Origin of the sequence: Flectobacillus rivi, from assembly GCF_030056655.1 — a bacterium.
GTDB lineage: Bacteria > Bacteroidota > Bacteroidia > Cytophagales > Spirosomataceae > Flectobacillus > Flectobacillus rivi.
This window is the reverse complement of sequence record NZ_JASHIE010000001.1, coordinates 195,483-217,391: the sequence shown is the minus strand read 5'-3', so window position 1 is coordinate 217,391 and position 21,909 is coordinate 195,483. Positions and strand designations below refer to the sequence as shown.

The 21,909-nt window shown below is 36.6% G+C and carries 18 protein-coding genes; 2 read left to right on the top strand and 16 right to left on the bottom strand.

The window, feature by feature from the left end; all coding sequences use genetic code 11:
* Window positions 1-19 precede the first annotated feature (19 nt).
* Window positions 20-1,732, bottom strand: coding sequence for a cellulase family glycosylhydrolase (locus tag QM481_RS00845; protein ID WP_283380275.1), 1,713 nt, complete (start codon window positions 1,730-1,732; stop codon window positions 20-22).
* 400 nt (window positions 1,733-2,132) lie between these two features.
* On the opposite strand from QM481_RS00845, the gene QM481_RS00840 reads away from it, so the two are divergent.
* Window positions 2,133-5,024: a triple tyrosine motif-containing protein gene (locus QM481_RS00840; RefSeq protein WP_283380274.1), complete on the top strand. Its 2,892-nt coding sequence runs from the start codon at window positions 2,133-2,135 to the stop codon at window positions 5,022-5,024.
* Between the two features lie 172 nt (window positions 5,025-5,196).
* Here the strand turns inward: QM481_RS00840 and QM481_RS00835 are convergent, their stop codons facing one another.
* The 13 genes from QM481_RS00835 to QM481_RS00775 form a co-directional block, all read right to left on the bottom strand.
* Window positions 5,197-6,069, bottom strand: a complete 873-nt coding sequence (locus QM481_RS00835) for a glycoside hydrolase family 16 protein (protein ID WP_283380273.1) — start codon at window positions 6,067-6,069, stop codon at window positions 5,197-5,199.
* Window positions 6,070-6,383: 314 nt separating this feature from the next.
* A complete protein-coding gene (locus QM481_RS00830) occupies window positions 6,384-7,913 on the bottom strand; it encodes a RagB/SusD family nutrient uptake outer membrane protein (protein ID WP_283380272.1) in 1,530 nt (509 codons plus the stop codon).
* Between the two features lie 301 nt (window positions 7,914-8,214).
* Entirely contained in the window at window positions 8,215-11,328 is a 3,114-nt protein-coding gene (locus tag QM481_RS00825; RefSeq protein ID WP_283380271.1) for a SusC/RagA family TonB-linked outer membrane protein, read from the bottom strand.
* A gap of 312 nt (window positions 11,329-11,640) precedes the next feature.
* Window positions 11,641-12,093: an SRPBCC family protein gene (locus QM481_RS00820; protein ID WP_166549434.1), complete on the bottom strand. Its 453-nt coding sequence runs from the start codon at window positions 12,091-12,093 to the stop codon at window positions 11,641-11,643.
* A gap of 336 nt (window positions 12,094-12,429) precedes the next feature.
* Window positions 12,430-12,582, bottom strand: coding sequence for a DUF8506 family protein (locus tag QM481_RS00815; RefSeq protein WP_176464431.1), 153 nt, complete (start codon window positions 12,580-12,582; stop codon window positions 12,430-12,432).
* Window positions 12,569-13,153 carry an ATPase gene (locus tag QM481_RS00810; RefSeq protein ID WP_283380270.1) on the bottom strand — a complete coding sequence of 195 codons (585 nt, stop codon included), beginning with the start codon at window positions 13,151-13,153 and terminating at the stop codon, window positions 12,569-12,571. Before QM481_RS00810 ends, QM481_RS00815 begins: the two co-directional genes overlap by 14 nt.
* A 121-nt stretch (window positions 13,154-13,274) precedes the next feature.
* On the bottom strand, window positions 13,275-13,547 hold the full coding sequence (locus QM481_RS00805) for a hypothetical protein (protein ID WP_205690756.1): 273 nt from the start codon (window positions 13,545-13,547) through the stop codon (window positions 13,275-13,277).
* Between the two features lie 66 nt (window positions 13,548-13,613).
* Window positions 13,614-14,357 (bottom strand): AraC family transcriptional regulator, encoded by a 744-nt coding sequence (locus QM481_RS00800; RefSeq protein WP_283380269.1) that lies wholly within the window; start codon window positions 14,355-14,357, stop codon window positions 13,614-13,616.
* Between the two features lie 35 nt (window positions 14,358-14,392).
* Complete coding sequence (locus QM481_RS00795; protein WP_283380268.1) at window positions 14,393-14,917, bottom strand: DUF6630 family protein; 525 nt, start codon at window positions 14,915-14,917, stop codon at window positions 14,393-14,395.
* A 252-nt stretch (window positions 14,918-15,169) separates the two neighbouring features.
* A complete protein-coding gene (locus tag QM481_RS00790) occupies window positions 15,170-15,685 on the bottom strand; it encodes a hypothetical protein (RefSeq protein WP_283380267.1) in 516 nt (171 codons plus the stop codon).
* 276 nt (window positions 15,686-15,961) lie between these two features.
* A complete protein-coding gene (locus tag QM481_RS00785; RefSeq protein ID WP_283380266.1) occupies window positions 15,962-16,375 on the bottom strand; it encodes a hypothetical protein in 414 nt (137 codons plus the stop codon).
* A gap of 563 nt (window positions 16,376-16,938) precedes the next feature.
* Window positions 16,939-18,564 carry a chaperonin GroEL gene (groL, locus tag QM481_RS00780; RefSeq protein ID WP_095164020.1) on the bottom strand — a complete coding sequence of 542 codons (1,626 nt, stop codon included), beginning with the start codon at window positions 18,562-18,564 and terminating at the stop codon, window positions 16,939-16,941.
* 157 nt (window positions 18,565-18,721) lie between these two features.
* The gene (locus QM481_RS00775) at window positions 18,722-19,000 is read right to left on the bottom strand and encodes a co-chaperone GroES (protein ID WP_095164021.1); all 279 of its coding nucleotides are present in this window, start codon (window positions 18,998-19,000) and stop codon (window positions 18,722-18,724) included.
* Window positions 19,001-19,560: 560 nt separating this feature from the next.
* Here QM481_RS00775 and QM481_RS00770 point away from each other — a divergent pair.
* A complete protein-coding gene (locus tag QM481_RS00770) occupies window positions 19,561-20,277 on the top strand; it encodes a hypothetical protein (RefSeq protein ID WP_283380265.1) in 717 nt (238 codons plus the stop codon).
* A 169-nt stretch (window positions 20,278-20,446) separates the two neighbouring features.
* On the opposite strand, the gene secG is transcribed toward QM481_RS00770, so the two are convergent.
* On the bottom strand, window positions 20,447-20,806 hold the full coding sequence (secG, locus tag QM481_RS00765; protein ID WP_095164023.1) for a preprotein translocase subunit SecG: 360 nt from the start codon (window positions 20,804-20,806) through the stop codon (window positions 20,447-20,449).
* Window positions 20,807-20,995: 189 nt separating this feature from the next.
* On the bottom strand, window positions 20,996-21,868 hold the full coding sequence (locus QM481_RS00760) for a DUF8458 domain-containing protein (RefSeq protein WP_283380264.1): 873 nt from the start codon (window positions 21,866-21,868) through the stop codon (window positions 20,996-20,998).
* Between the last annotated feature and the right edge of the window lie 41 nt (window positions 21,869-21,909).

Here is a 21,909-nt window from a genome sequence, read left to right as displayed (position 1 = left end):
AACGAAGGGTTATTAAGTATTAATTGAGTTGGATAGTTCTAAATAAAATATTTCCTTTCACAAATTTGATTCGAAGCTGCTGGGTACCTTTATTCAGCAGGATATTGCCTGCTTTCACCCATTTCCAATTTTTGTCATTGCCTGTAGGTTTGATTTTTGTAGTAGACAACAATTGATCATTGCTCCATATTTCTATTTGACCTTCGGCTTCTTTTGAGGCTACTTCGAGATTTATTTGATATTTTTTGGCTTTTTCTACCTCAATCGTGTAGCCCAACCATTCATCATTTTCAATCGAAAAGACCTGATATTGCCCATCTTCTAATTGAATGTCTACACCATCGTTGCGATATACTTTTCCCCGATTTCCTTGCGTATTGACGCCTGGGGTATAGTGATAACTTGCGGTATCTTTATCATAATACCCAATTCGTTGCCCTCCTAAGTCAAAATCAACCGCAGGAATGGTAACCGATGAGCCGATGCGATGTGTTTTGAAAGCCAGAGCTTTTTGCTCTTTTACTTGTCTAAACATCGCATCAATCACGTCGGCGTGGGGTCGGTTATTAGGAAGTTGAATGAGTGAAATAAGTTCGTCTAAAGAGGTTTGTGCTTCTGCCTTGCTAGGCTTAGGACCCTTGTTGTTCCAGTAGTCCAAAAGCTTTTGGTAAGAAGGCGTTATTTTGATTTCCCAAGGGTTATTAATACCCATTTTTTTGGACTGCCACCATGCCCAACCAATATCATGCGATTCGACCAAACGGATAGCTTCAGTGAACCAATTGTTAGAGTTTTCACCTGATTCGCCTAACCAAAGAGGTACATTGTATTCGTCTCTGAGGTTCAAGAAGTTTTGAATAGCGGCTTTGGTATTAAAATTTCCGTATTTATGAAAACTCAATACCATGTTGTTATCCCATGTAGGTAATAGTCCACGATAATTATTTCCAAAGCCATTGCCTTCAATAATGATGATATGATTGTTGTCTACCTCACGAATGGCTTTCGTAATTTCTATCATCAGGTTTCTCAAAGGAAGGTTGAGTTTCTCTTCTGTACCTCTAAAATCCTTTGAATCTTGAAAACCCCAATTGGGCTCATTGATAATGTCATAGCCTCCAATCCAAGGCTCGTTGGCGTATCTTTCTGCTAGCTTTTTCCAAAGTGCAATTACTTTTAATTGATTATCGCGACTGTCCCACAAGGAAGGCAAACTAGGATTACGATCAGAAATAGCTAAGTCATTCCCTTGTCCGCCTGGAGCTGCATGCAAATCTAAAATCAAATACATTTTATTGGCTTTGCACCAAGCCAATAAGCTATCAGTCATGGCAAAGCCTTTTTCTAACCATGTATTTTTGCCTGCAATAGGTTCTTTTTCTACCGAAAGGGTATATAAATCATAGTGCATGGGCAACCTGATAGAATTGAATCCCCATGCTGCCATTGAATCAATGTCGGCTTTCTGTGTATGTTTTTCGAGCCATTGCTGATAAAATTTATCGGTAGCATCTTGTCCAACCAAGTCCTGAATTCGGGCTTTGATTTGGTATTGCTGACCAATATTTCCAACTTTAAACATATAGCCTTCTTGCAACATCCAGCCGCCTAGCCCCATGCCTCGCAAGATAACCTTGTTCCCGTTTGAATCGGTGATAATCTTTCCTTTTGCTTTCAAAAATCCCTGAGCCTGAGCGATTACCGAGATAATCGCTAGGGCAAGGGTTAACATACTTTTTTTCACTGTTATGTTCTGAAGGGTTAATAAATCCTATTGTTTTGGGTCTAGCCATGAATTTAAATCCCAATCTCCAACTAGAATTAACGCAAGAAGACCCAAATCATTAGGATAATGAATTTATAGTTTTTAAAGAAATTGGATATATAAAAAAATTAGCAAAACTTGTTTTCAAGATTTTAAAATAGGAAGAAAGGTTAAAACCACACAGATATATTTTAGGAATAGGTAGCGTAGTAATTGTTTGTCAAAAGTAGAAATACTCTATCAGGATTAATAAAATTGTGCCCCTACATTACCCCAACATTAGGACAATAAGGATAGAAAACTATAATATTTCGGACTTTTTACTAGATATTTGTCTTAAAATATACATATCGCCTGTAATTGTTTTATGAATCGACTAATCCTATCAATCATATTACTTCTTTCCATATCTATCTCATTTGGGCAAAATACCATTGGTTTACCAGAGATAAATAACTATACTAAAAATCAATATCTAGCTGGAACGCAAAACTGGGGTATTCAACAAGATGCTGCTGGACGGATGTATTTTGCTAATAATGAAGGTCTTTTGACTTTTGATGGTAACTATTGGCGAAAGTATCATTTGCCTTCCAAAACCAAAGTACGTTCTTTGGCAATTGCTCCCGATGGCAAGGTCTACGTGGGTGGAGAGAATGAAATTGGCTATTTCAGCCCTAGTGGGAATGGGGTATTGGCTTATCATTCCCTAAAAGAACTTTTACCTGAAAAAGACCAAACCTTCTACGATGTTTGGAATGTCTGTGTGTGGAAAGAATCGGTATTTTTTCGTTCTAGTAGTCGTATTTTTGAATATAAAGCCAATAAAGTTTCGGTATATAGACCCTCGTCACATTGGCGCTTTTTGGGCAAAAGTTCGGATAAGCTAATCGCGCAAGATTTTGATAAAGGATTATTGTTTTTTGAAAATGGACAATGGATACCTATTAGTACAGATTTTCAATTGTCTGGTAAACAGCTAGTTACCTCCATTGTGCCTATTTCAAAGGAATTATCATTGATTTCAACTTTTGAAAATGGGCTGTATTGGCTAAATACACAGCGCGTTCAAGCATTTGCTACATCATTTATTACCGAAATTAGCAAATATCGTATCTATCATGCTGTTCAAATAAATGCTACTCAGATAGCGCTCTCTACGAGCCTGAATGGTTGTTATATCATCGATATTCACGGAAATTTTATTCAACACTTTTCAAAAACTGAAGGGCTAAATAACAATAATATTCTCAGTAGTTTTTTGGATAAACAAAAAAATCTTTGGTTGGGATTAGACAACGGAATTGCCTTTGTGGCGACTAACAATGCCATCAAAAGTATCTCGATTATGCAAGATGCAGATGCTGGCGGATACGCCTCAGCTTTGTATCAAGGGAATCTGTATTTAGGAACGGCTAATGGCTTATACGTAGCGCCAGTCAACGGACAGGGCGATTTGAGTTATGAGAAAAATGCCTTTCGAAAAGTCCCTAATTCGACTGGACAAGTATGGAATTTACAAGTCATTAATCGTCAACTCTTGATGGGGCATCATGAGGGAGCATATATAGTAAACGCAAAAAGTGCTCAAAAAATAGATGATAATGGGGGTTATTGGACTTTTGTTCCACTTTCTAGTTTGGAGCCTAGTGCTCGATTGGTCGCAGGGAATTACAATGGTTTGAAGTTTTGGAATTATAAAAATGGACAATTTTCGGTAGATAAAAGGGTAGATAATTTTCATATATCGTCTCGTTTTGTCTGTATTGATCCCAATAATGACAAAGCTATTTGGACAACCCATCCCTATAAGGGGGTATTTAGGGTTTTGATCAAAGATTCTTTACGAACCGAAGTGAAGTTATATGGAGCGAAAGAAGGCTTGGCACTTTCGGAAAATAATAGTTTTGTGTATCGTCTTAAAAACAGAGTGATTATTGCTTCTGAAAACGGCATTTTTGAATACAATATTCATACCGATAAATTTGTCCCGTGCTCTTTATTGATGCCTTATTTTAAAGGAATGAAAATGTATTATCTGAAAGAAGACCAAGATGGTAATGTCTGGTTTATCGCAGATAATAGAATTGGGGTCTTGGACTTCTCTAGCCATAAGCCACAAGTGATCTATCTGCCAGAATTGAATAATCGCCTAGTGTCAGGTTTTGAGTTTATCAATCCCATGAATCTAGAAAATGTTATCGTAGGAGGGGAGAAAGGCTTTTTTCATATCAATTACAAAGCGTATCGACAAAAGCTGAGCAAGGTGAATGTGCTGATTAGTGAAATTAGTGCTTCTGGGAAAATAGATAGTGTCTTTTTCGGTGGAATCAAGAGTATGGAGAAGGCAAAAAATACCGAGATAGACAGTGATTTTGACCGATTAACATTCGAATATTCCTCTACACTTTTTCATCAACTCCAAACAGTAGAATATGCTTGTCAGTTAGAAGGTTTTGATGCTACATGGTCGGCATGGACCAAAAAGACAAGTAAAGAATACACCCAATTACCAGCAGGAACCTATTTATTTAAGGTAAAAGCAAGAAATAATTTAGGGCAGGAATCTGACATTGCTTCTTATCAAATCATCATTTTACCACCTTGGTATTTGACTATTTGGGCTTATATTTTCTATCTTTTGTTGCTGTCAGTTGCCTTTTGGAGATTATTTCGTTGGCAACAACAGAAATTTATTGACCAGCAAGTCTCGTTTCAAAAAGAGCAAAAGCAATTGATGTATATGCACCAATTGGAGTTAGATAAAAATGAAAAAGAGATTGTCAGTCTGAAAAATGAAAAGTTAGAGGCTGAAATTATTCATAAAAATGCAGAACTAGCTTCCTCAGCGATGTACTTAGTCCAAAAAGCAGAGTTATTGACCAAACTCAAACAAGATTTGGGTAAAATGTATAAGTCAGGCAATGTGGAGGAAATCAAGGAGGATTTGAAACGTATGATGAAAACTGTTGACGATGAGAATACAGTCGAGACAGATTGGAACCAGTTTTCGATACATTTTGATAGTGTTCACAGTAATTTTTTGATGGTTATTAAAGAAAGATTTCCCAATCTAAGTCCAAGTGAACTAAAACTTTGTGCTTATTTACGAATGAATCTTTCTACCAAAGAAATCGCCCAGCTCATGAATATCTCTGCTAGAAGTGTGGAAGTAAGCAGGTATCGTTTGCGCAAAAAATTACAACTCCCTTCTGAGGTCAATTTCTTTAGCTATTTTCTGAGTATTTACGAAGAATAGGTTACGATTGTAGATTTGGGATGGTTGATTTCGGATTAAAACCTGAAGAGACGTTGCATGCAACGTCTCCAAACAAATCCTCAAATCGAAAAAAGGTTAGACCTATAACGTTACCGACAAATCGTATTGAATAAATATTGAGAAGCCGTTGCATGCAACGACTCTACTTAGGTTATTTGTCAATCATTTTGTAAACACGTACATAATCAATATCCATTTGGCAAGGGAATATTGAATTGTCTACGCCTTTGGCACCGCCCCAATCACCTCCAACAGCGAGGTTCAGTAAAATGTGGAATCTTTTATCGAAAGGCCATTCGGCATAACTTTTGTTTTCATTCACAAATTCAAAAATCTTCTCATTGTCGATATAGCCTCTAATAGCATAAGGAGTCCAATCTACTCGATACAAATGATAGTCGGTGATAGCAGTGGGGATGGTTTTAACGGCTGTTTTTTGCGTATTGATTTTGAAATAATAAGCCAAAGAGTGAGTAGTAATATGAATGACATTGGGGTCATAACCTACGTGTTCCATAATATCAATTTCACCAGAATTTGGCCAACCACCATACGCCCAATCAGTAGGGAGCATCCAAATAGCAGGCCATGTGCCTAAACCTTTTGGAAGCTTCGCTTTGATTTCGAAACGCCCATAGAGAAAATCTCCTTTTTGTCGAGATACCAATCTGGTCGAGGTATAATCTTTACCACCCAATGATTCTTTTCTGGCGATGATACTGAGTTTCCCATCCTTTACCAAGGCATTGTTGGTGCTATTGGTATAATACTGAAGCTCGTTGTTACCCCATCCAGTACCACCAATATCATAGTCCCAGAGTTTTGGATTAGGTGCTCCAGCATAGTCAAATTCATCTGCCCAAGTAGGAGTTGTTTCAAAGTCCCAAGCTTTATCAACCAATGGCGGAATTGTTACTACAACAGGAGAGGGTGTGGGTTTGGGTTGCCCTGAGCAGGAATATAGGGTGCTTATACCCAAAAAGCACAGAGCGCCAATGGCTTTATGAAGAACTCTTCTTTTCATAGAAAAAGGGGTTATAATTTGAAGATTTGAAGATAGGAATATACAAAAACATCTTGTTGAGGAGATTAATAGGTAGGCAATAATGCAATTTTATGTTGTGCATTAAGTTGCTTAAGTAACAGGAAAGTATAAATTAATCATATAACTACGATGCATATTGAATATATCCTTCTGATTATAAGTTCATTCTAGTAACAGATTTACTGTTAACTAATAACTTCCTTATACTTATAAACAATATTTTCCAATTAGAATGTGAATTGATTCGCACCCTAATTGGAAAATTAAAGATAGCTCAAAGCTCAACACTTAATTTACTTTGTACCTCCCCATTCTTTGCTTTGTTGGATTTTGGTATTATCCATTTCTAACAAAGGAATAGGTAAAATCTCATGTTTCCCAGCTTGGAAACCACGGCTTCCCAATACTTGAGGCGCAATTTTCCAGCGAACTAAGTCAAACCAACGGTGACCTTCACCAGCCAATTCTAAGCGACGTTCTTTGATGATATTGTCGAGCGTAGCAGCTATGTTACCAGTTGTACTTTTGTAGGCACGATTACGAACGGCATTCAATAGCGTAGCAGCACGTTTTAAATCACCTCCACCTCTAATCAAGGCTTCAGCTTCGAGTAAATACGTATCTGCCAATCGAATTTCGTACATATTTTGTGGGAAATTCAACTCCATATTTCCTGCACCTGTCCATTTGAAAGAGTTACGACCTGCAAATTTTTCCAAGAAATAACCAGTATTCATATAACCTTTTTCATAACCAGCAATACCGTTTTTCTCCAAACTATCCAAGTTAGCAATTGTCGAATTTAAGCGTGGGTCGTAGTGCATGGCATTAAATAAATCAGGGGTAACTACCAAAAAACTCCAACCTGAAACATAGTCAGGAGCATCAGATTTTAATGAACGATAGCCACGTGGTCCTACCAAAATATTCAACAAGTTTCCTTCTGTACAAGCCACGCAGTTCCAGTTTCCTGCTGAAGTATTGGTGTAGGCAATCTCAAAAATTGATTCGCTGTTGTATTTGTTGGTCACTTTCCATAAGTCAGAAAAGTTATTGAGCAACTTATAACCATATTGATTTGAACCACCAGGAGTTCCGTTAACAAGAGCAAATTCTGAAGCAGCATCAGTAAATTTCTCTTGTTGTAAATACACTTTACCCAAAAGAGCGTGAGCTGCACCTTGCGTAGCACGCCCGCCTTCAGTAGCCACAGGAATAGTAGCAGGAAGGTCTGTCAATGCTTCTTTCAAGTCTTTTTCAATCTGCGCATATACCTCAGTAGGAGCAGCCTGCTCGATATTGTACATTTGGCTTGCTTCAACAGGCTTGGTAAATAGTGGAATATTTTTGAAAAGGCGCACTAAATCGAAATAGAAATAAGCTCTCAAAAACTTCCCTTCAGCCGTATAGCGCTTCTTCAAGGTTTCGTCCATTGGAACGCCAGGGAGCTTGGTAAGGATGGTATTGGCACGAAAGATACCCGAAAATCCTTTTCTCCATAATTCTCCCTGTGGACCACGGTCAGGAGTTAAAGTATAGTTAGAGATTACTTGAAAGTCTGAAATATCATTTGGTCCGCCACCACCTGCATAGTGGTCGTCTGAAGCGGCATTCATAGCACCTACTTTTGTGACATAACCGCCTCCTTGCCAACCAACTACATCGTATGCTGCCACTAATCCGTTGAATGCTTCGGTTTGGTTACGGTAATAGTTGGCTTCGAGGTTGGTTCCTTTGGGAGTTACCTCCAAAAATTCAGTGGTACAAGCCGATAGTAATTGGCTACCAATGAGTAATGTTGCTATATATTTTTTTATTGACATTTTGTTGAATTTTGAATTGTTAAGTACTAAGTATTAATGCAAAATAGAATTGCATTAATACGCTTTAAGCTGTAAGCATTAGGCAAAAGAACTTAAATTATTTCATGAGAAATTCTTTTCAACTTTTAGCCTACAGCATAAAGCCTAGAGCTTAATGCAGGTAAAATTCTTTTAATTTTACCCACTAACTTAAGTAGAGGGAAAGGTTATTTTAATGATATATCTGTCGTGTAAATTTATGTTATCATATTGATTATAAATAAATTACAATAACTGATATACTTTTAACTGATAACCTCTGTTAAAATCCTAAATTTAAACCTACCATCCATGAGCGTGCTTGTGGATAGATACCACGGTCGATACTCATAACACCACCACCGATTTCAGGATCATAGCCACTGTATTTAGTGATTGTCAAGAGGTTTTGACTCATCACATACAGTCTTGCCTTGCTCAAGCCCATTTTGCTTGAAATAGCTTGTGGTAAAGTATAACCCAATTGAAGTGTTTTGATGCGGAAATAATCACCATCTTCAAGGTAGAAATTAGAAGGGTTACCAAAGTTCTTATTAGGGTCGCCATTTACGACTCTTGGCATGCTATTAGTAGAACCCTCGCCTGTCCAGCGTTCTAAGATTTTGGTTGACCAGTTGGCATTTGCAATGTCCAAACGACGCAAGCCTTGGAAGATTTTGTTACCGCCTGCACCTTGTCCAAACAATACAAAGTCAAAGTTTTTGTAGCCTAAATTAACCGTAAAACCATACGTTACTGTTGGCATTGGGTTGCCTAAGAATACACGGTCTTTTTCTGTAATGACACCATCACCATCTGTATCTTGCCATTTAAAATCGCCTGGTTTGGCATTTGGCTGAATCTTTTTACCATCTTTGGCATAAGCTTCAACTTCTCCTTGATTTTGGAAAACCCCCAATGTCTGGAAACCAAAGAACGAGTTGATTGGCTGACCAATTGCTGTACGAGTAATAGGATAGGTACTTGCTTGGAATGACTGACCGCCTGACAAATAAGCAATTCCGTTTCCTAGGTTTGTAACTTCGTTTTTGATAAATGAAGCGTTACCATTTACGGAGAAGTTGACTTGACCGATTTTTTTACGATAACCTAATTCAATTTCAAAACCTGTATTTTGCATATCTGCTACGTTGGCTGCTGGGTTTGAAATAGCTCCTACATAACTTGGAATACGTGGGTTTTGAAGAATGTTTTTCGTTGTTTTCTGGAAAAACTCTAAAGTCAAAGATAGATTATTGAACAAAGTTGCATCGATACCAATGTTCGCTTGACTCGTTTGTTCCCATTTCAAATCTGGGTTGGCAGGCGCGTTTGGACTATAACCGATAATATAGCTTCCTGAGTTACCAATAGCGTAATTACGACCACTTCCGATCGTAGATAAGAAAGCAAAATCACCAATAGCATCGTTTCCTACAACACCATATCCACCACGAACTTTCATAAAGTTGACAAAGGTATTTGTTGGGAAAAAGGCCTCACGAGAAGTAACCCAACCTACCGAAACAGAAGGGAAAATACCATATTTGTTGTTAGCGCCAAAGCGTGAAGAACCATCGCGACGAACCAAACCTTGAATCAAATATTTTTCGTCAAAACTATAATTCAAACGGGCAAACAATGAAGATACGTTGTGTAACTGACCTTCGCCTGAATCAGAAGAACGTTGGTCATTTGGTACTTTGAAGTTCATCGACGCATCGTTGAAATTATCTACTGGAACATTATAGAATGTCACGCTAGTAGAATAAGTTCTATTTTCTGAATAAGCACCTTGACCCAACAACACGCTCATATTGTGTTTTTGAATATCACGTGTATAAGAAACAGTGTTTTCTAAGTTCCAGTCAAAGCGAGAGTTTAAACCACGGTTATACGAAGTTTGCGACGTGATGTTTGAAGAGTTTAACCAAGAAATAGGCGTAAAGCTTTCATTACCATAATACGCTACCTTTGAGCCAACCGTTGAGCGAATTTTTAATCCTTGAATAGGACTAATTTCTAAATAAGCATTACCAACAATGTTATCACTCCATCCGTAATTGCCCAAACGTGTAGAGATATACGCCAATGGGTTAATCATTTCTTGTCCTACAGCCGTCGAAATTCCATAAGGAAAGCCATTGGCATCACGACGAATCCCTGTATTTGTGTACGGTGGGGCATTGTAAATAGCTGGGTCTGTTACCACAGCAGCAGTTATAGGATCGAGGTTGATAGCAGAACTTAAAGGACCACCAAATTCAGAGTTTGTATTTCCCAAACCAACAGATTTGTCATGCGCATATCCTAAGTTCTGACCAAAAGTAACATATTTTGAAATTTTGTGAGTGCTATTCAAACGAATATTGGCACGTGTGTATTTCGAAATATCTGTAGCCACAATACCTTCTTGGTCAAGGTAGCCAAAAGAAGCATAGTAAGTCGAACGCTCACTACCTCCACTCAAACTAAGCTCATGATTTTGACGACGAGCACTATTATTAAAAATCAATGCTTGCCAGTCAGTACCCGTACCATACGATTGAGGATTAGCATATACAGGTTGTGCACCAGCATTTACGGCAGACTCATTACGGATTGTCGCATATTGCGTAGCATTCAGTAAATTGAGTTTTTTAGCAGGTGACGAAATACCATAAAAACCATTGTAGCTCACTTGTAGCTTACCAGCTTTTCCTTTTTTCGTAGTAACCAAAATTACCCCAGCGGCAGCCCTAGCACCATAAATAGCCTGTGAAGCAGCATCTTTTAATACTTCAATCGATTCGATGTCTGATTGATTCAAATAACCAATACCACCATTGTCGATTACCACTCCATCCACTACCCAAAGAGGGTCGTTGTTATTGAGTGTTGTTACACCACGCACACGTACTGTTGCCCCAGAACCTGGCTGACCAGAACTAGAAGCAATTGTTAAACCCGAAGTACGACCTTGTAATGCTTCCTCCACACGGTTGATAGGCATAGTCTGTAAGTCAGAAGCCTTTACCGACGAGATAGCACCCGTTACCACACTTTTCTTTTGAGCACCATAACCTACTACAACCACCTCATCGAGCTTGTTGATGGCTTCTTCCATCACAAAATTGATGACAGTAGTAGTAGCTTTGACACTCACACTTTGAGCTGATGCGCCCAAATAGTTGGCTACCAAAATAGCTCCTTGGTTTGCCGAAATACTGTAGCGTCCCAACGAGTCGGTAATTGTAGCCTTCGCTGTTCCCATAATAGATACACTGGCGCCAATCAATGGTTCTCCAGAGTTTTTAGAGGTAACTTTACCAGTAACTCTAATACCTTGAGCTAGGAGTGTATTCACGCTACCCAAGAGTAAAAGAATACTAAAAATTAGTAGATGTTTTTTGTGCATTTTGCAAAAGCATTTTGGAGTATAATGAAAAAGAATTGGATTAATCCGATAATGATAGGCTTATCGAACTGCTTTTCGCTTTTGCAAAAGTAGGAGGAAGAACTTCAAATAGTCCAATTAGGTGTTACTACATTACCACTACAAAACCTTTCATTTTGCTCTAAAAGGCATTTTTTGCCCCAACATTACCCCAACATGGTAAGTTAAAGTACAAAAAAGATTCATTTATAATAGAAAAACTTGTATTAAAAAGAGTGGAGGAAAATACAAAGTAAGGAGGAAGGAAAGGATGTATTTAAGCGTATTCAAACATCAGATTTCTGCTTGGTATTTTGCGATGGCTAGAGGAAGTTTTTGGGAGAGTAAGCGTTGCCAACTCTTCTGTAAAATAGCATACGGAATCAGGTTTTTAAAACCAATAAATCCTTCTTGTTTGAGTTTCAATAATGTTTGATTAGTGGATTGAGTTTGCAGAGTCCAAGTGATGGTGGTTGCGAGTTGGTGTTGTTCATGGGCGAGTATTCCCTGCCAAGTGTAGCTTATTTCGGAATACTGTTTTAGTTTGAGAATTTGGCAGGAGATCAACCCATCAAAACCAAGTTTTACCCGTGATTTAGTTTTAAATTGAAATGCCCTTCCTTTTTCAGGCATAATGTTGTTGGGCATGAGCCATTCGGACAAAAGACTAGGATTGGTCAAGAAGCTCCAGACGGTTTCAGGTGTTGCTGCCAATTGCGTTTCGATGGTGATAGTTTTGTTTATCATATCAAGGTGGATGCAATAAGTTAAAGGTAGTATGCGACATTTCCCCTAATATGAGAAATTATTCTATTCATGAATAATAATCCCCCTAGTTTTTAATGAATAAATTGATAAATGGTAAGATTTTAGCCCTAAAATTCCGCAATAAACTATTTTATTGGTTGTTGGTAGATTTCAATTTGGAAGGGAGGAGGAGGGAGTTAAGTTATTAGAATACTGCAATTAAAAAGAAAACCACCTTAGAATTGCTTTCAAGGTGGTTTAGAATAATATTTTATAATAGAATTTTTAGAGAAATGAGATGGCTAAATAGCTATCAGAGTTGGGTAGATGTGTTATTTATTCAGGTTTAATTTTGACAATTTTATTGTCTCGTAAAACCACCAACTCACTATTTTGGGTTTTCTTAAATTCTAAAAGCTTTTCATAAGCTTTTTCAAGTCCTTTAAGAATTTTATTTTTCTCCTCTATTTGAATTTCAATTGTTGTCATAATAGTTTTTTAATAGATTAAATTTGTTTTCATTTACAATATTCAATAATCCATCAATTTGTTTATCTGCCAAAAGTTCGTGTTTTCCCTCGGAATTATCAAAAATTAAAGCCCCATTAACAATTGGAAGATAAATATCAAATAAATTTTTAATTCCTCTAAAGTATCTTCTTTCAATAACATCAGGGTCAATATTATGTCCACCTTCAGAAACTCTTATTTTTACACGCTCTTTGGCTAATTCAAAGTTTTGGAGCCAAAAAAACAATAATGTAACTCTATAGCCATTTTCTTTAGCTTCAATAATTTTGCTTTTATAACTTTTGGTAGATAATGTTGTTTCAAATGCAAAATCTTCATTTGCGGAAAGTAATTCGTTAATTCTATTAAGCATTATACGCCCAGCTTCAAATGATACCTTTTCAGGTTGAAAAGGCGATAATCCCTTTGCAATTTCATCAGCATTGACAAATTCTTTACATTCCAAAATTTCGGGCAAAATCGTGAATGATGCGGTAGTCTTACCTGCTCCATTACAACCTGCAATTATGTAGAGTTTTTTGTCCTTCATACTTACAAAGTTATAAATTATTTTATAAGGTAAAGTATTGCAAATTGTAAAACCTCTACATGAAACTTCATTTACTTTTAGAAAGCTTTGTTTTGAAATTGAAAGTTTCTGAAAGGAATTATTAAAATTGCTTATCTACCCCAAGGTATTCAATCTTTGACATATAAGGAAAGTAAGGCAGTATCTCTATCATTTCCTTACACTTAGCTTCGTCTATATCTTTAAATATAAGAACGGCCTCTTTTTTGGTTACAGAAATATAAAAACTTTCCAAAATACCTTCGGTCTTCCAAAGATTGACATATTCCATTTCCTTTTTAGGAAGTTCAGGTGTTGATTTGATGGTGTCGATTCCGCTATCTGAAAGTGCGATGGATACAATGATTCTATACATATTATGAATTATTTAAAAAGTTATGACTTAGCTGAGTTACTAAACAAAAGGTTTTATGCCATAAAATTAGGTAGTCTCAACCGCTAAAAATTGTATCAAATCACTTTTTTGCTTCAGTTTGGAAGGTGCAATGCCAAACAATTGATACATATATTTAGTCATCTGAGAAGAGTCGTAGAACCCACTTTCCAAAGCAATCGTTGTCAGATTTTTGTCTTTCTCAGTTAAAATCAAAAAAATGGCATTTCTCAATCTTGTCCACAAAAGGTATTTGCTGATACTGCTACCGATTTGTTGTTTGAACAAAGTGGCTAATCGAGAAGGAGACAAAAAAACATGATTGGCAACATCCTGAGTCGAGATATTTTCTACCTTAAAATGTTCATGAATAAATGCAATGGATTGCTCGATTCTGATATCCAAAGGCTGAATCAATGAATTTTGACTACCATAATTAAGCAAGCTGTCTAAAGAAAAAGCGCCTTCATAAATACCGAAAAAATGTTGCAATTCTGTTTTAGCATAGAAGACAAAAGCATTTTTATCACCTAATTGTTCCTCAATGAGTTTCCCAAAAATGGAATATGGTTCTATATTTAGAATAACCACATTGCTCTCGTTACACACACAAGCATGCGCAACTTGAGGTTTGATGATAAATCCAAAAATATCCTGATATTGCTGATTCTCAAGCGTAGTGGAGAAGGGATTATCCTCCGTGAATACGATTTGAAACGCCGCATGCCTATGTATTTCAACATTCGACTTTTTAGCTTTTAGCGCTAGTAGAAGTGGGTTGTGATTAGGCATTTTTTTGGGGGGGGAGGGAGGTTTTGGACTGATGATTACAATTCATTTACATTTTTAAAATGATTAGGAGCTATTTTAAATATTTTATCGAAAGTTTGAGTTGTCACAGGCAAAAAAACGTAAGCATCCCAATCCAAATTTAGAAACAAAAGTCTACCGTTTGCAGACTGTAAATCTAAATCAATTGCCTGAAACAGTTGTATAATAAATTTTCCATCCCGTTGTTTGTCTAATGTTACAGACTTTCCTAAAGCATTTGTATTTTCCCATATAATACTTTGCTGAACTTGTTTATCAATGAAATCTTGTATCTCAAATTCATTTTCTTCACCTTTCCAATCAGTTAAACTTAATCTCTGATTTATGCTTCCAAACGATTGGATTAATTCCAACTGTGAAAGCTCCATCTTATTTCTCTGTAATTCTTGATATAGTTTTTGAAAGCTAACTTTGTTTTTAGTATAGAGCTCTAAAAACTCATCAAACTTTCTATTTAAGTCTGGAAATAGTAAATAGCCAACTTGTTGGATGTCAAAATCAGCGTTTGGGCTAGTTTTCATTTTACGCCCTTTTTTATCCGAAAGAATGAGATATCCAACTTTAAATGGGAACGAAAAAATATGATACAGTAATGTGAATGGGTAGGTAATAATAAACCAAATTCTCTTAATCATTGAAATAATTTCTTGATAGATAAGGGTTAGAATTATGTTGATAGGCTAACAGTAAGGTCTTTGTCGATAGTGAGAATTTTAGCACAAATGTTTAATCGAAGATATTTACTTTAGACAAAATTTTGTTAACTATTCAAATTATTGCCTTGCGTCGAATAAGTTCTCAATTATTTTATTGATAGTTGCCTTTGTCCTATGAGTATTGTCTATTTGTAAATGCTTTTGAAGTCTTGTCGCTACTATTTCGGGTTTTGGATTATCAATCAGTTTGGGTTGAATTTCTCGCATCCATAATGATTGATTGAGCCTTTCACCAACAGTAGTACAAAACATTATTCCGTCCAATGCGACTAAACATAAAGGTCGTCCAGCGGTCAGCCACTTTTCAGCCCTGTTCCAACTTAAATATGAACTTGCAGCCAAATGACCCCAATTTTGACCTATATTAACTGTGCGATGAATATTGATTTCAATCCAATCGAGAACTTTGTCGTTGCGAATAAGATTTAAAACGGTAATGTATTCGTTGAAATATTGATCTTCACAGTCTTCAATTTCTTTGGTAATAATAGTAAAAGCTTCTTCCTTGTCAACCTTTCCTATAAGTTCTTCTGAACGATAGAAAAAATCATCTACTTTATTTTGATCGTACATATTTTGAAGTGTAGTTGTTGACTGTGATTGTTAAGATTATTTTGTAAAATACTCTTAGATTTTCCTAAATTAAGGTTCTTGTACTAATCTTTAGGTACATCAAAAATGAGCTATTAGAAAATTTTATTTGGTATTGGTAGATAAAACTGGAATTTGTATTCTCCTTTGCTTACTTTTCTTGTCTGGTAGGTTTATCTTACGAAAAGTCATGTTCAAATAGGTTAATTCCTAAATTAGCATTTGTGCGATGAAAAGAGATTATTGCCCTTAAAGAGTTCACTCAGCAATTTCTATTTTTGTAAGTTCAAATAAATCACCACAATTTGATTCATTCAAGCCTGGAGCCACTCTAATATCTCCGCTAAAAATTACTTTCAAATTACTTCTTTTGAAGCATTTGGGTAAATTTATTGGTGTGAGACTATTTAAGCCATTTGGTTTTAAACAAAAAGTCGAATCATCCTCTTGCGTAATTACACCTTTGACATTTTCTAATCGTTCTTTGAACTTCATGGTAAGTGTATCACGACTATCATTACATTTTTTCCAGCCATATTTCTCAATAATTTCACAATATGTCCAGTCTACCTTTTCGAGTACAATGTTTTCACAACCATATTCGTGGTCAATATTTTTACATGATGAGATGTAAAACGAGAAAAACAACAATATTTTGAATAGGTGTCTCATACTTCTCAAGTTTTATAACGATACTGCTTTTTAATAACTCAATGATTCAAATAGTCTCAAATATTTTCAAAAACATAAGTGAAAATTAAATTTTAAAATGTCAGCTTTTGAATTTACTATTTTCGAATGATATTTAAACTATTGCTTAACAAGATAGTAGAATACAAGTTCTTAAAATCGAAAGATAAGTCCAAAGTACAGTTTTTGTTCATTGATAAATTCATAATTTTAAGAAGTCTTTCAAAATAAGTTTGAATACTTTGTATTCCAAAAGCTCCGTAGGAGCGACAGTTTGGTAGGAATAATTTATGGTAAAAACCTTTTTTGAGCGCCGTAGGTGCGATAGAATGCCAGCTATTTTGAGGTCTTTCACACCTACGAAGCTGATGATAATATTGGTTTCTGTAAAAATCTAATAAATGGGCATATCTATGCTGTAAAACTAATAAAGTTGATTTTTAGATAACAAAAAATAAGCTTAACAAAGACTATTAATCACTCAATAGAATAAAAAAAGGCCTCTTCCCGTAGAAAGAGGCCTTTGATTTATAAGCAGAAATTGATTACATCATTCCGCCCATTCCGCCACCGTGTGGAGCTGCTGGAAGGTCTGCTGCTGGTTTGTCAGCAATCACACATTCAGTAGTCAACAACAAGCCAGCGATTGAAGCTGCGTTTTCAAGAGCCAAACGAGTTACTTTAGTTGGGTCAATGATACCAGCAACTAACATGTTTTCGTATTTGTCTTCACGAGCATTGTAACCAAAGTCACCTTCGCCAGCTTTCACTGCGTTGATTACTACAGAACCTTCACCACCTGCGTTAGAAACGATCGTTCTCAATGGAGCTTCGATAGCCTGACGGATGATGTTGATACCAGTAGTTTGGTCATCGTTTTCACCTTTCAAACCGTCTAATGAAGAGATAGCACGGATTAAAGCTACACCACCACCTGCTACGATACCTTCTTCTACAGCAGCGCGAGTTGCGTGTAAAGCATCGTCAACACGGTCTTTCTTCTCTTTCATTTCTACTTCAGTAGCAGCACCGATGTAAAGAATAGCAACACCACCTGACAATTTAGCCAAACGTTCTTGCAATTTCTCACGGTCATAATCAGAAGTAGTGTTCTCGATTTGAGCTTTGATTTGGTTTACACGAGCTTGGATACCATCTGAAGAACCAACACCGTTTACAACAGTTGTGTTGTCTTTGTCGATGATGATTTTTTCAGCTTGTCCTAAATATTCGATAGTAGCGTGCTCTAATTTGAAGCCACGCTCTTCTGAAATTACAGTACCACCAGTCAAGATAGCGATGTCTTCCAACATAGCCTTACGACGGTCACCGAAACCTGGAGCTTTAACAGCAGCAACTTTCAATGCACCACGGATTTTGTTAACTACCAATGTAGCTAAAGCTTCTCCGTCAACATCTTCAGCGATGATCAACAATGGACGACCAGTTTGAGCAACACCTTCCAATACTGGTAACAATTCTTTCATTGAAGATACTTTCTTCTCAGAAATCAAGATGAATGGACGCTCTAATTCAGCTTCCATTTTCTCAGTGTTTGTTACGAAGTATGGAGACAAATAACCACGGTCAAACTGCATACCTTCTACAGTTTTAACCTCAGTTTCAGTACCACGAGCTTCTTCAACAGTGATTACACCTTCACGACCTACTTTGTCCATCGCGTTAGCAATCATGTTACCAATTTCAGCATCAGAGTTAGCAGAGATCGTAGCAACTTGAGCGATTTGGTTTGAAGTTTCGATAGCTTTAGATTGAGATTTCAATGAACCTACAACCGCACTAACAGCTTTGTCGATACCACGTTTCAAATCCATTGGATTTGCACCAGCGGCTACGTTTTTAGAACCGATTGTGTAGATAGCCTGCGCCAATACTGTTGCAGTAGTAGTACCATCACCAGCTTGGTCAGCCGTTTTAGAAGCTACTTCTTTCACCAATTGAGCACCCATGTTTTCAACTGCATCTTCCAATTCGATTTCTTTCGCTACCGAAACACCATCTTTAGTGATTGTTGGTGAACCGAATTTTTTGTCGATGATAACGTTACGACCTTTTGGTCCCAAAGTTACTTTTACTGCATTTGCTAAAGTGTCAACGCCTCTTTTCAATTTATCACGAGCGTCGGTGTCAAAAAATAATTCCTTTGCCATTGTTGAATTTTGTTATTAGTTATCAGTTGTCTGTTGTCAATAATAGTTAACTAAATGACGTACAGAGTAAACAACTTTTATTAGTTTTTTTGCAATTATTTTGAGTTAATGCGTTTTGTTAACAGATAACCGTTAACGCCTAACAGATAACTGAAAATTAAACGATTGCGAAAATATCGCTTTCACGCATGATTAAATAATCTTTTCCTTCAACCGCGATTTCAGTACCAGAGTATTTACCGTATAATACAGTGTCGCCTACTTTAACAGTCAACGGCTCATCTTTCTTGCCAGCACCTACTGCTACTACTGTTCCTTTTTGTGGTTTTTCTTTCGCTGTGTCAGGGATGATAATTCCGAATGCAGTTTTTTCTTCTGCTGCTGCTGGTTCAACTAGAACTCTGTCAGCTAATGGTTTGATACTAACTGTTGACATTTGTTTTTGTAAGAGTTATTTTTTGTTTATGTAAATTTTAGGTCAGAGCCAGCCATAATTACTACTTGGCTGACATGGCATCTTTGTACATTTTTTGTGCCATTGGGCATTTTGCTGAAATATTGTCAGGTTTTGGCTTCAAACTATGTCATACTCTACTTATTTGTCAATTCAACCTGAAATTTTGTCTCTTATTTTTGTACTTATTTTATGACAAATTGACTTCAAACAGGTTTCTTCTTTATGCCAATTTCAAAAAGCTATCTGAATATTTGTTTTTTTCGACAAAGTTCTTAATTTCAAGTGTAGGTGAAATCGACAAGAAAATCTATGACTCTACAATAGTAGTGCGCCAAGGATTGTAAGAATCATCTATTTCGGATATCGGATGTTGGATTTCGGAATTATACTCTACTTTTTAAGCTATTTTTTCCTCATTCCCGAAATCAGAAATCCCAAATCCGCAATAGTTACAGTCCAGACTCTACCGCAAGAGTCGCCTTTAACATGATTCACTAATTCACACAATCACCACTTAATTTCAAGAAAGGAGGCCCAAGATGAGAAATTTAGAAAAAGATTGGCTCACCGCAGGTTTAATTGACTTCGAGTACAAAAAATATTTGTTACTCGCCTATCTACAATCTGTCAAAACTAACTTCAAAGAAAAGAAGCTTTACCCTGACTTGTCTGATTTGCAACGTCATTATGAGTACTCGATGTACTTTAAGGACGGTCTACAACAAATGGCGAAAAATTTTCCTAAAAGAATCAAAGGGCTGGATTCGGATGCTTTGCAAGTCAATTATGAAGAAGTAAAACAGCCTGAAAACGAAGTTATATCCGAAATGCAAAGTATTATGGAATATGCTTTGCCAAAATTTAAGTATTCGATTGAAGAGGGAAAGGAGCTTTTATCAAAGGTAGAAAAAGGTATTTCAATTGCACCCATCGGCGTTTTGCCTCTGTACAAAAATGAAGGTTATTTATTTCTGTACGAGCCTTGTATTCAAGAAACACGGATTTATCAATTCAATCTGACCATTTTCGAAAATAACCACGAAAAATGCAGAGGACTGAAAACCTTCTATGTGGATACCATTCGTCGTTCGATGGCGAATACTTTCGAAAACATGAAGATTGATTTAGTCAAAAAATATAAACACTTGCCAAACCCTGCCACATTTTTGGTGGAGTCTTCCAGTATTTTACCACTAGAAGAAACTTTTTTGCCAATAGCACAACGTAAGGTGGTCGAAATGGTATCGGCGGCGTAGAGGGAGTTTTGAGTGTTGAATTTTGAGTGAAGAGTTGGGAGTTTTGTGGAATCTTCTTGTGTTGAGCTTAACGCTCAAAATGCAACTAGTTCTTGACTAGACATAATTAACAAAAAAGTCGAACAAGATTTCTTGCTCGACTTTTTTGTTGTATCCGAACCTACGAAAATTATTTCGCTGGTGCAGGCGCTGGTGCTGGAGTTCCTGAAGCTGGAGCAGCAGGAGCTGGTGCAGGCACAGCCGCTGGAATAGTTTTAGTAGCTGCTTTTTCAACGTTCACTGAGTTGATTCCTTCAGAAGCTGTTGGAGTCAAAAACTTAGAACCCAATGTTAACAAAGCAATTAGAATCGCTCCACCCCAAGTAATTTGTTCAAGTAGGTCGCCAGTGCGTTGTACACCGAACATTTGGCTTGCGCCAGCCGAACCGAATTCACCCGATAAGCCACCTCCTTTAGGGTTTTGCACAAGTACTACGAACACTAACAATACCGCTACGATACAAATAATTACAATAACTGCTCCGAACATTTTTACTTTTACTTTAAATGTGAATATTTTGTATTTGGAAATGAATTACTAACGCTGTAAGCAATAGCAGTAGGCATTAGGCCAAATTAAGACATTTTAGACGATAAGCTCAAATCGCAAGCTCATTGCTTTGAGAAGAACTTATTGAATGCTTGAAATGCTAAATTTAGTCAAGTAAATAAACTCTTCCTACTGTAAGGCCTTAATTTTATCCGCAAAGTACGCTTTTTTTTCTGGGAATTTCAAAATTAATTTTTCATACACCTCTATCGCTTTTTCTTTACGTCCTTGCATGGTCAAAATTTTGGCATAGCTTTCTGTGACAACGTCTTTTTCAGCTTTTGTACTTTTGGCAGATAAATCTATATGGTTCACAGGCGATTCTATCTGACTTTTAGAAGTACGAATCAAGCCTGGGTCTTTTTCAATAAACGAATTGATGATGTCTAGCTGTTTTTGTTGCTTATTCAAAATATCGTCCAGCAAGGCATCTTCATAAGAGGCAGAAAAAGCCATTAAATCATGATTAGCAAAGTTTTGCGGTTGTTCTTCTGCCGTTGCTTGTTCTATGATTTTATCAACTTTATTGATGTATTCTACTGTGCTAGGAGAATTTTGAGGAACAAGATTTTCATTCACAAAACTTCCATTGATAATCTTTCTTAAAGCATTACGGTTGAGAGCATAAATGGCTGCCTTACGAATTTTTTCGTTAGCCAACTCTTCAGCATAATTTGCATGATAGCCTTTTGCCACTAAGGTATGTGCTAACTGAAAAAAAGGATATTCCTCCAAAATAGCTTCCAAAGATTCAACATCCTTTTTGGAAACTTCATTGGGATTGGTCACTAAATATGAAAAAGCTTCTTTAGTCATCGAGAAGTTATAGGTAAAAAGAGTGATGAGTTTTTTGAGTTGTGAGTTAGGAGTTGTGAATGGTGAGTTGTGAATTAGGGCTGTACGAAGGACTTCAAACAATTTCAGATTTGGGATTTTTGATTTCGGAAATAAAGTAAAATCCCTTTGTTTATTATGAAGCTGTTTAAACTTTTCAAAAAGCATATTTTATTGATTAATTCTTCGTCTTACTTTTTGTCTTGATA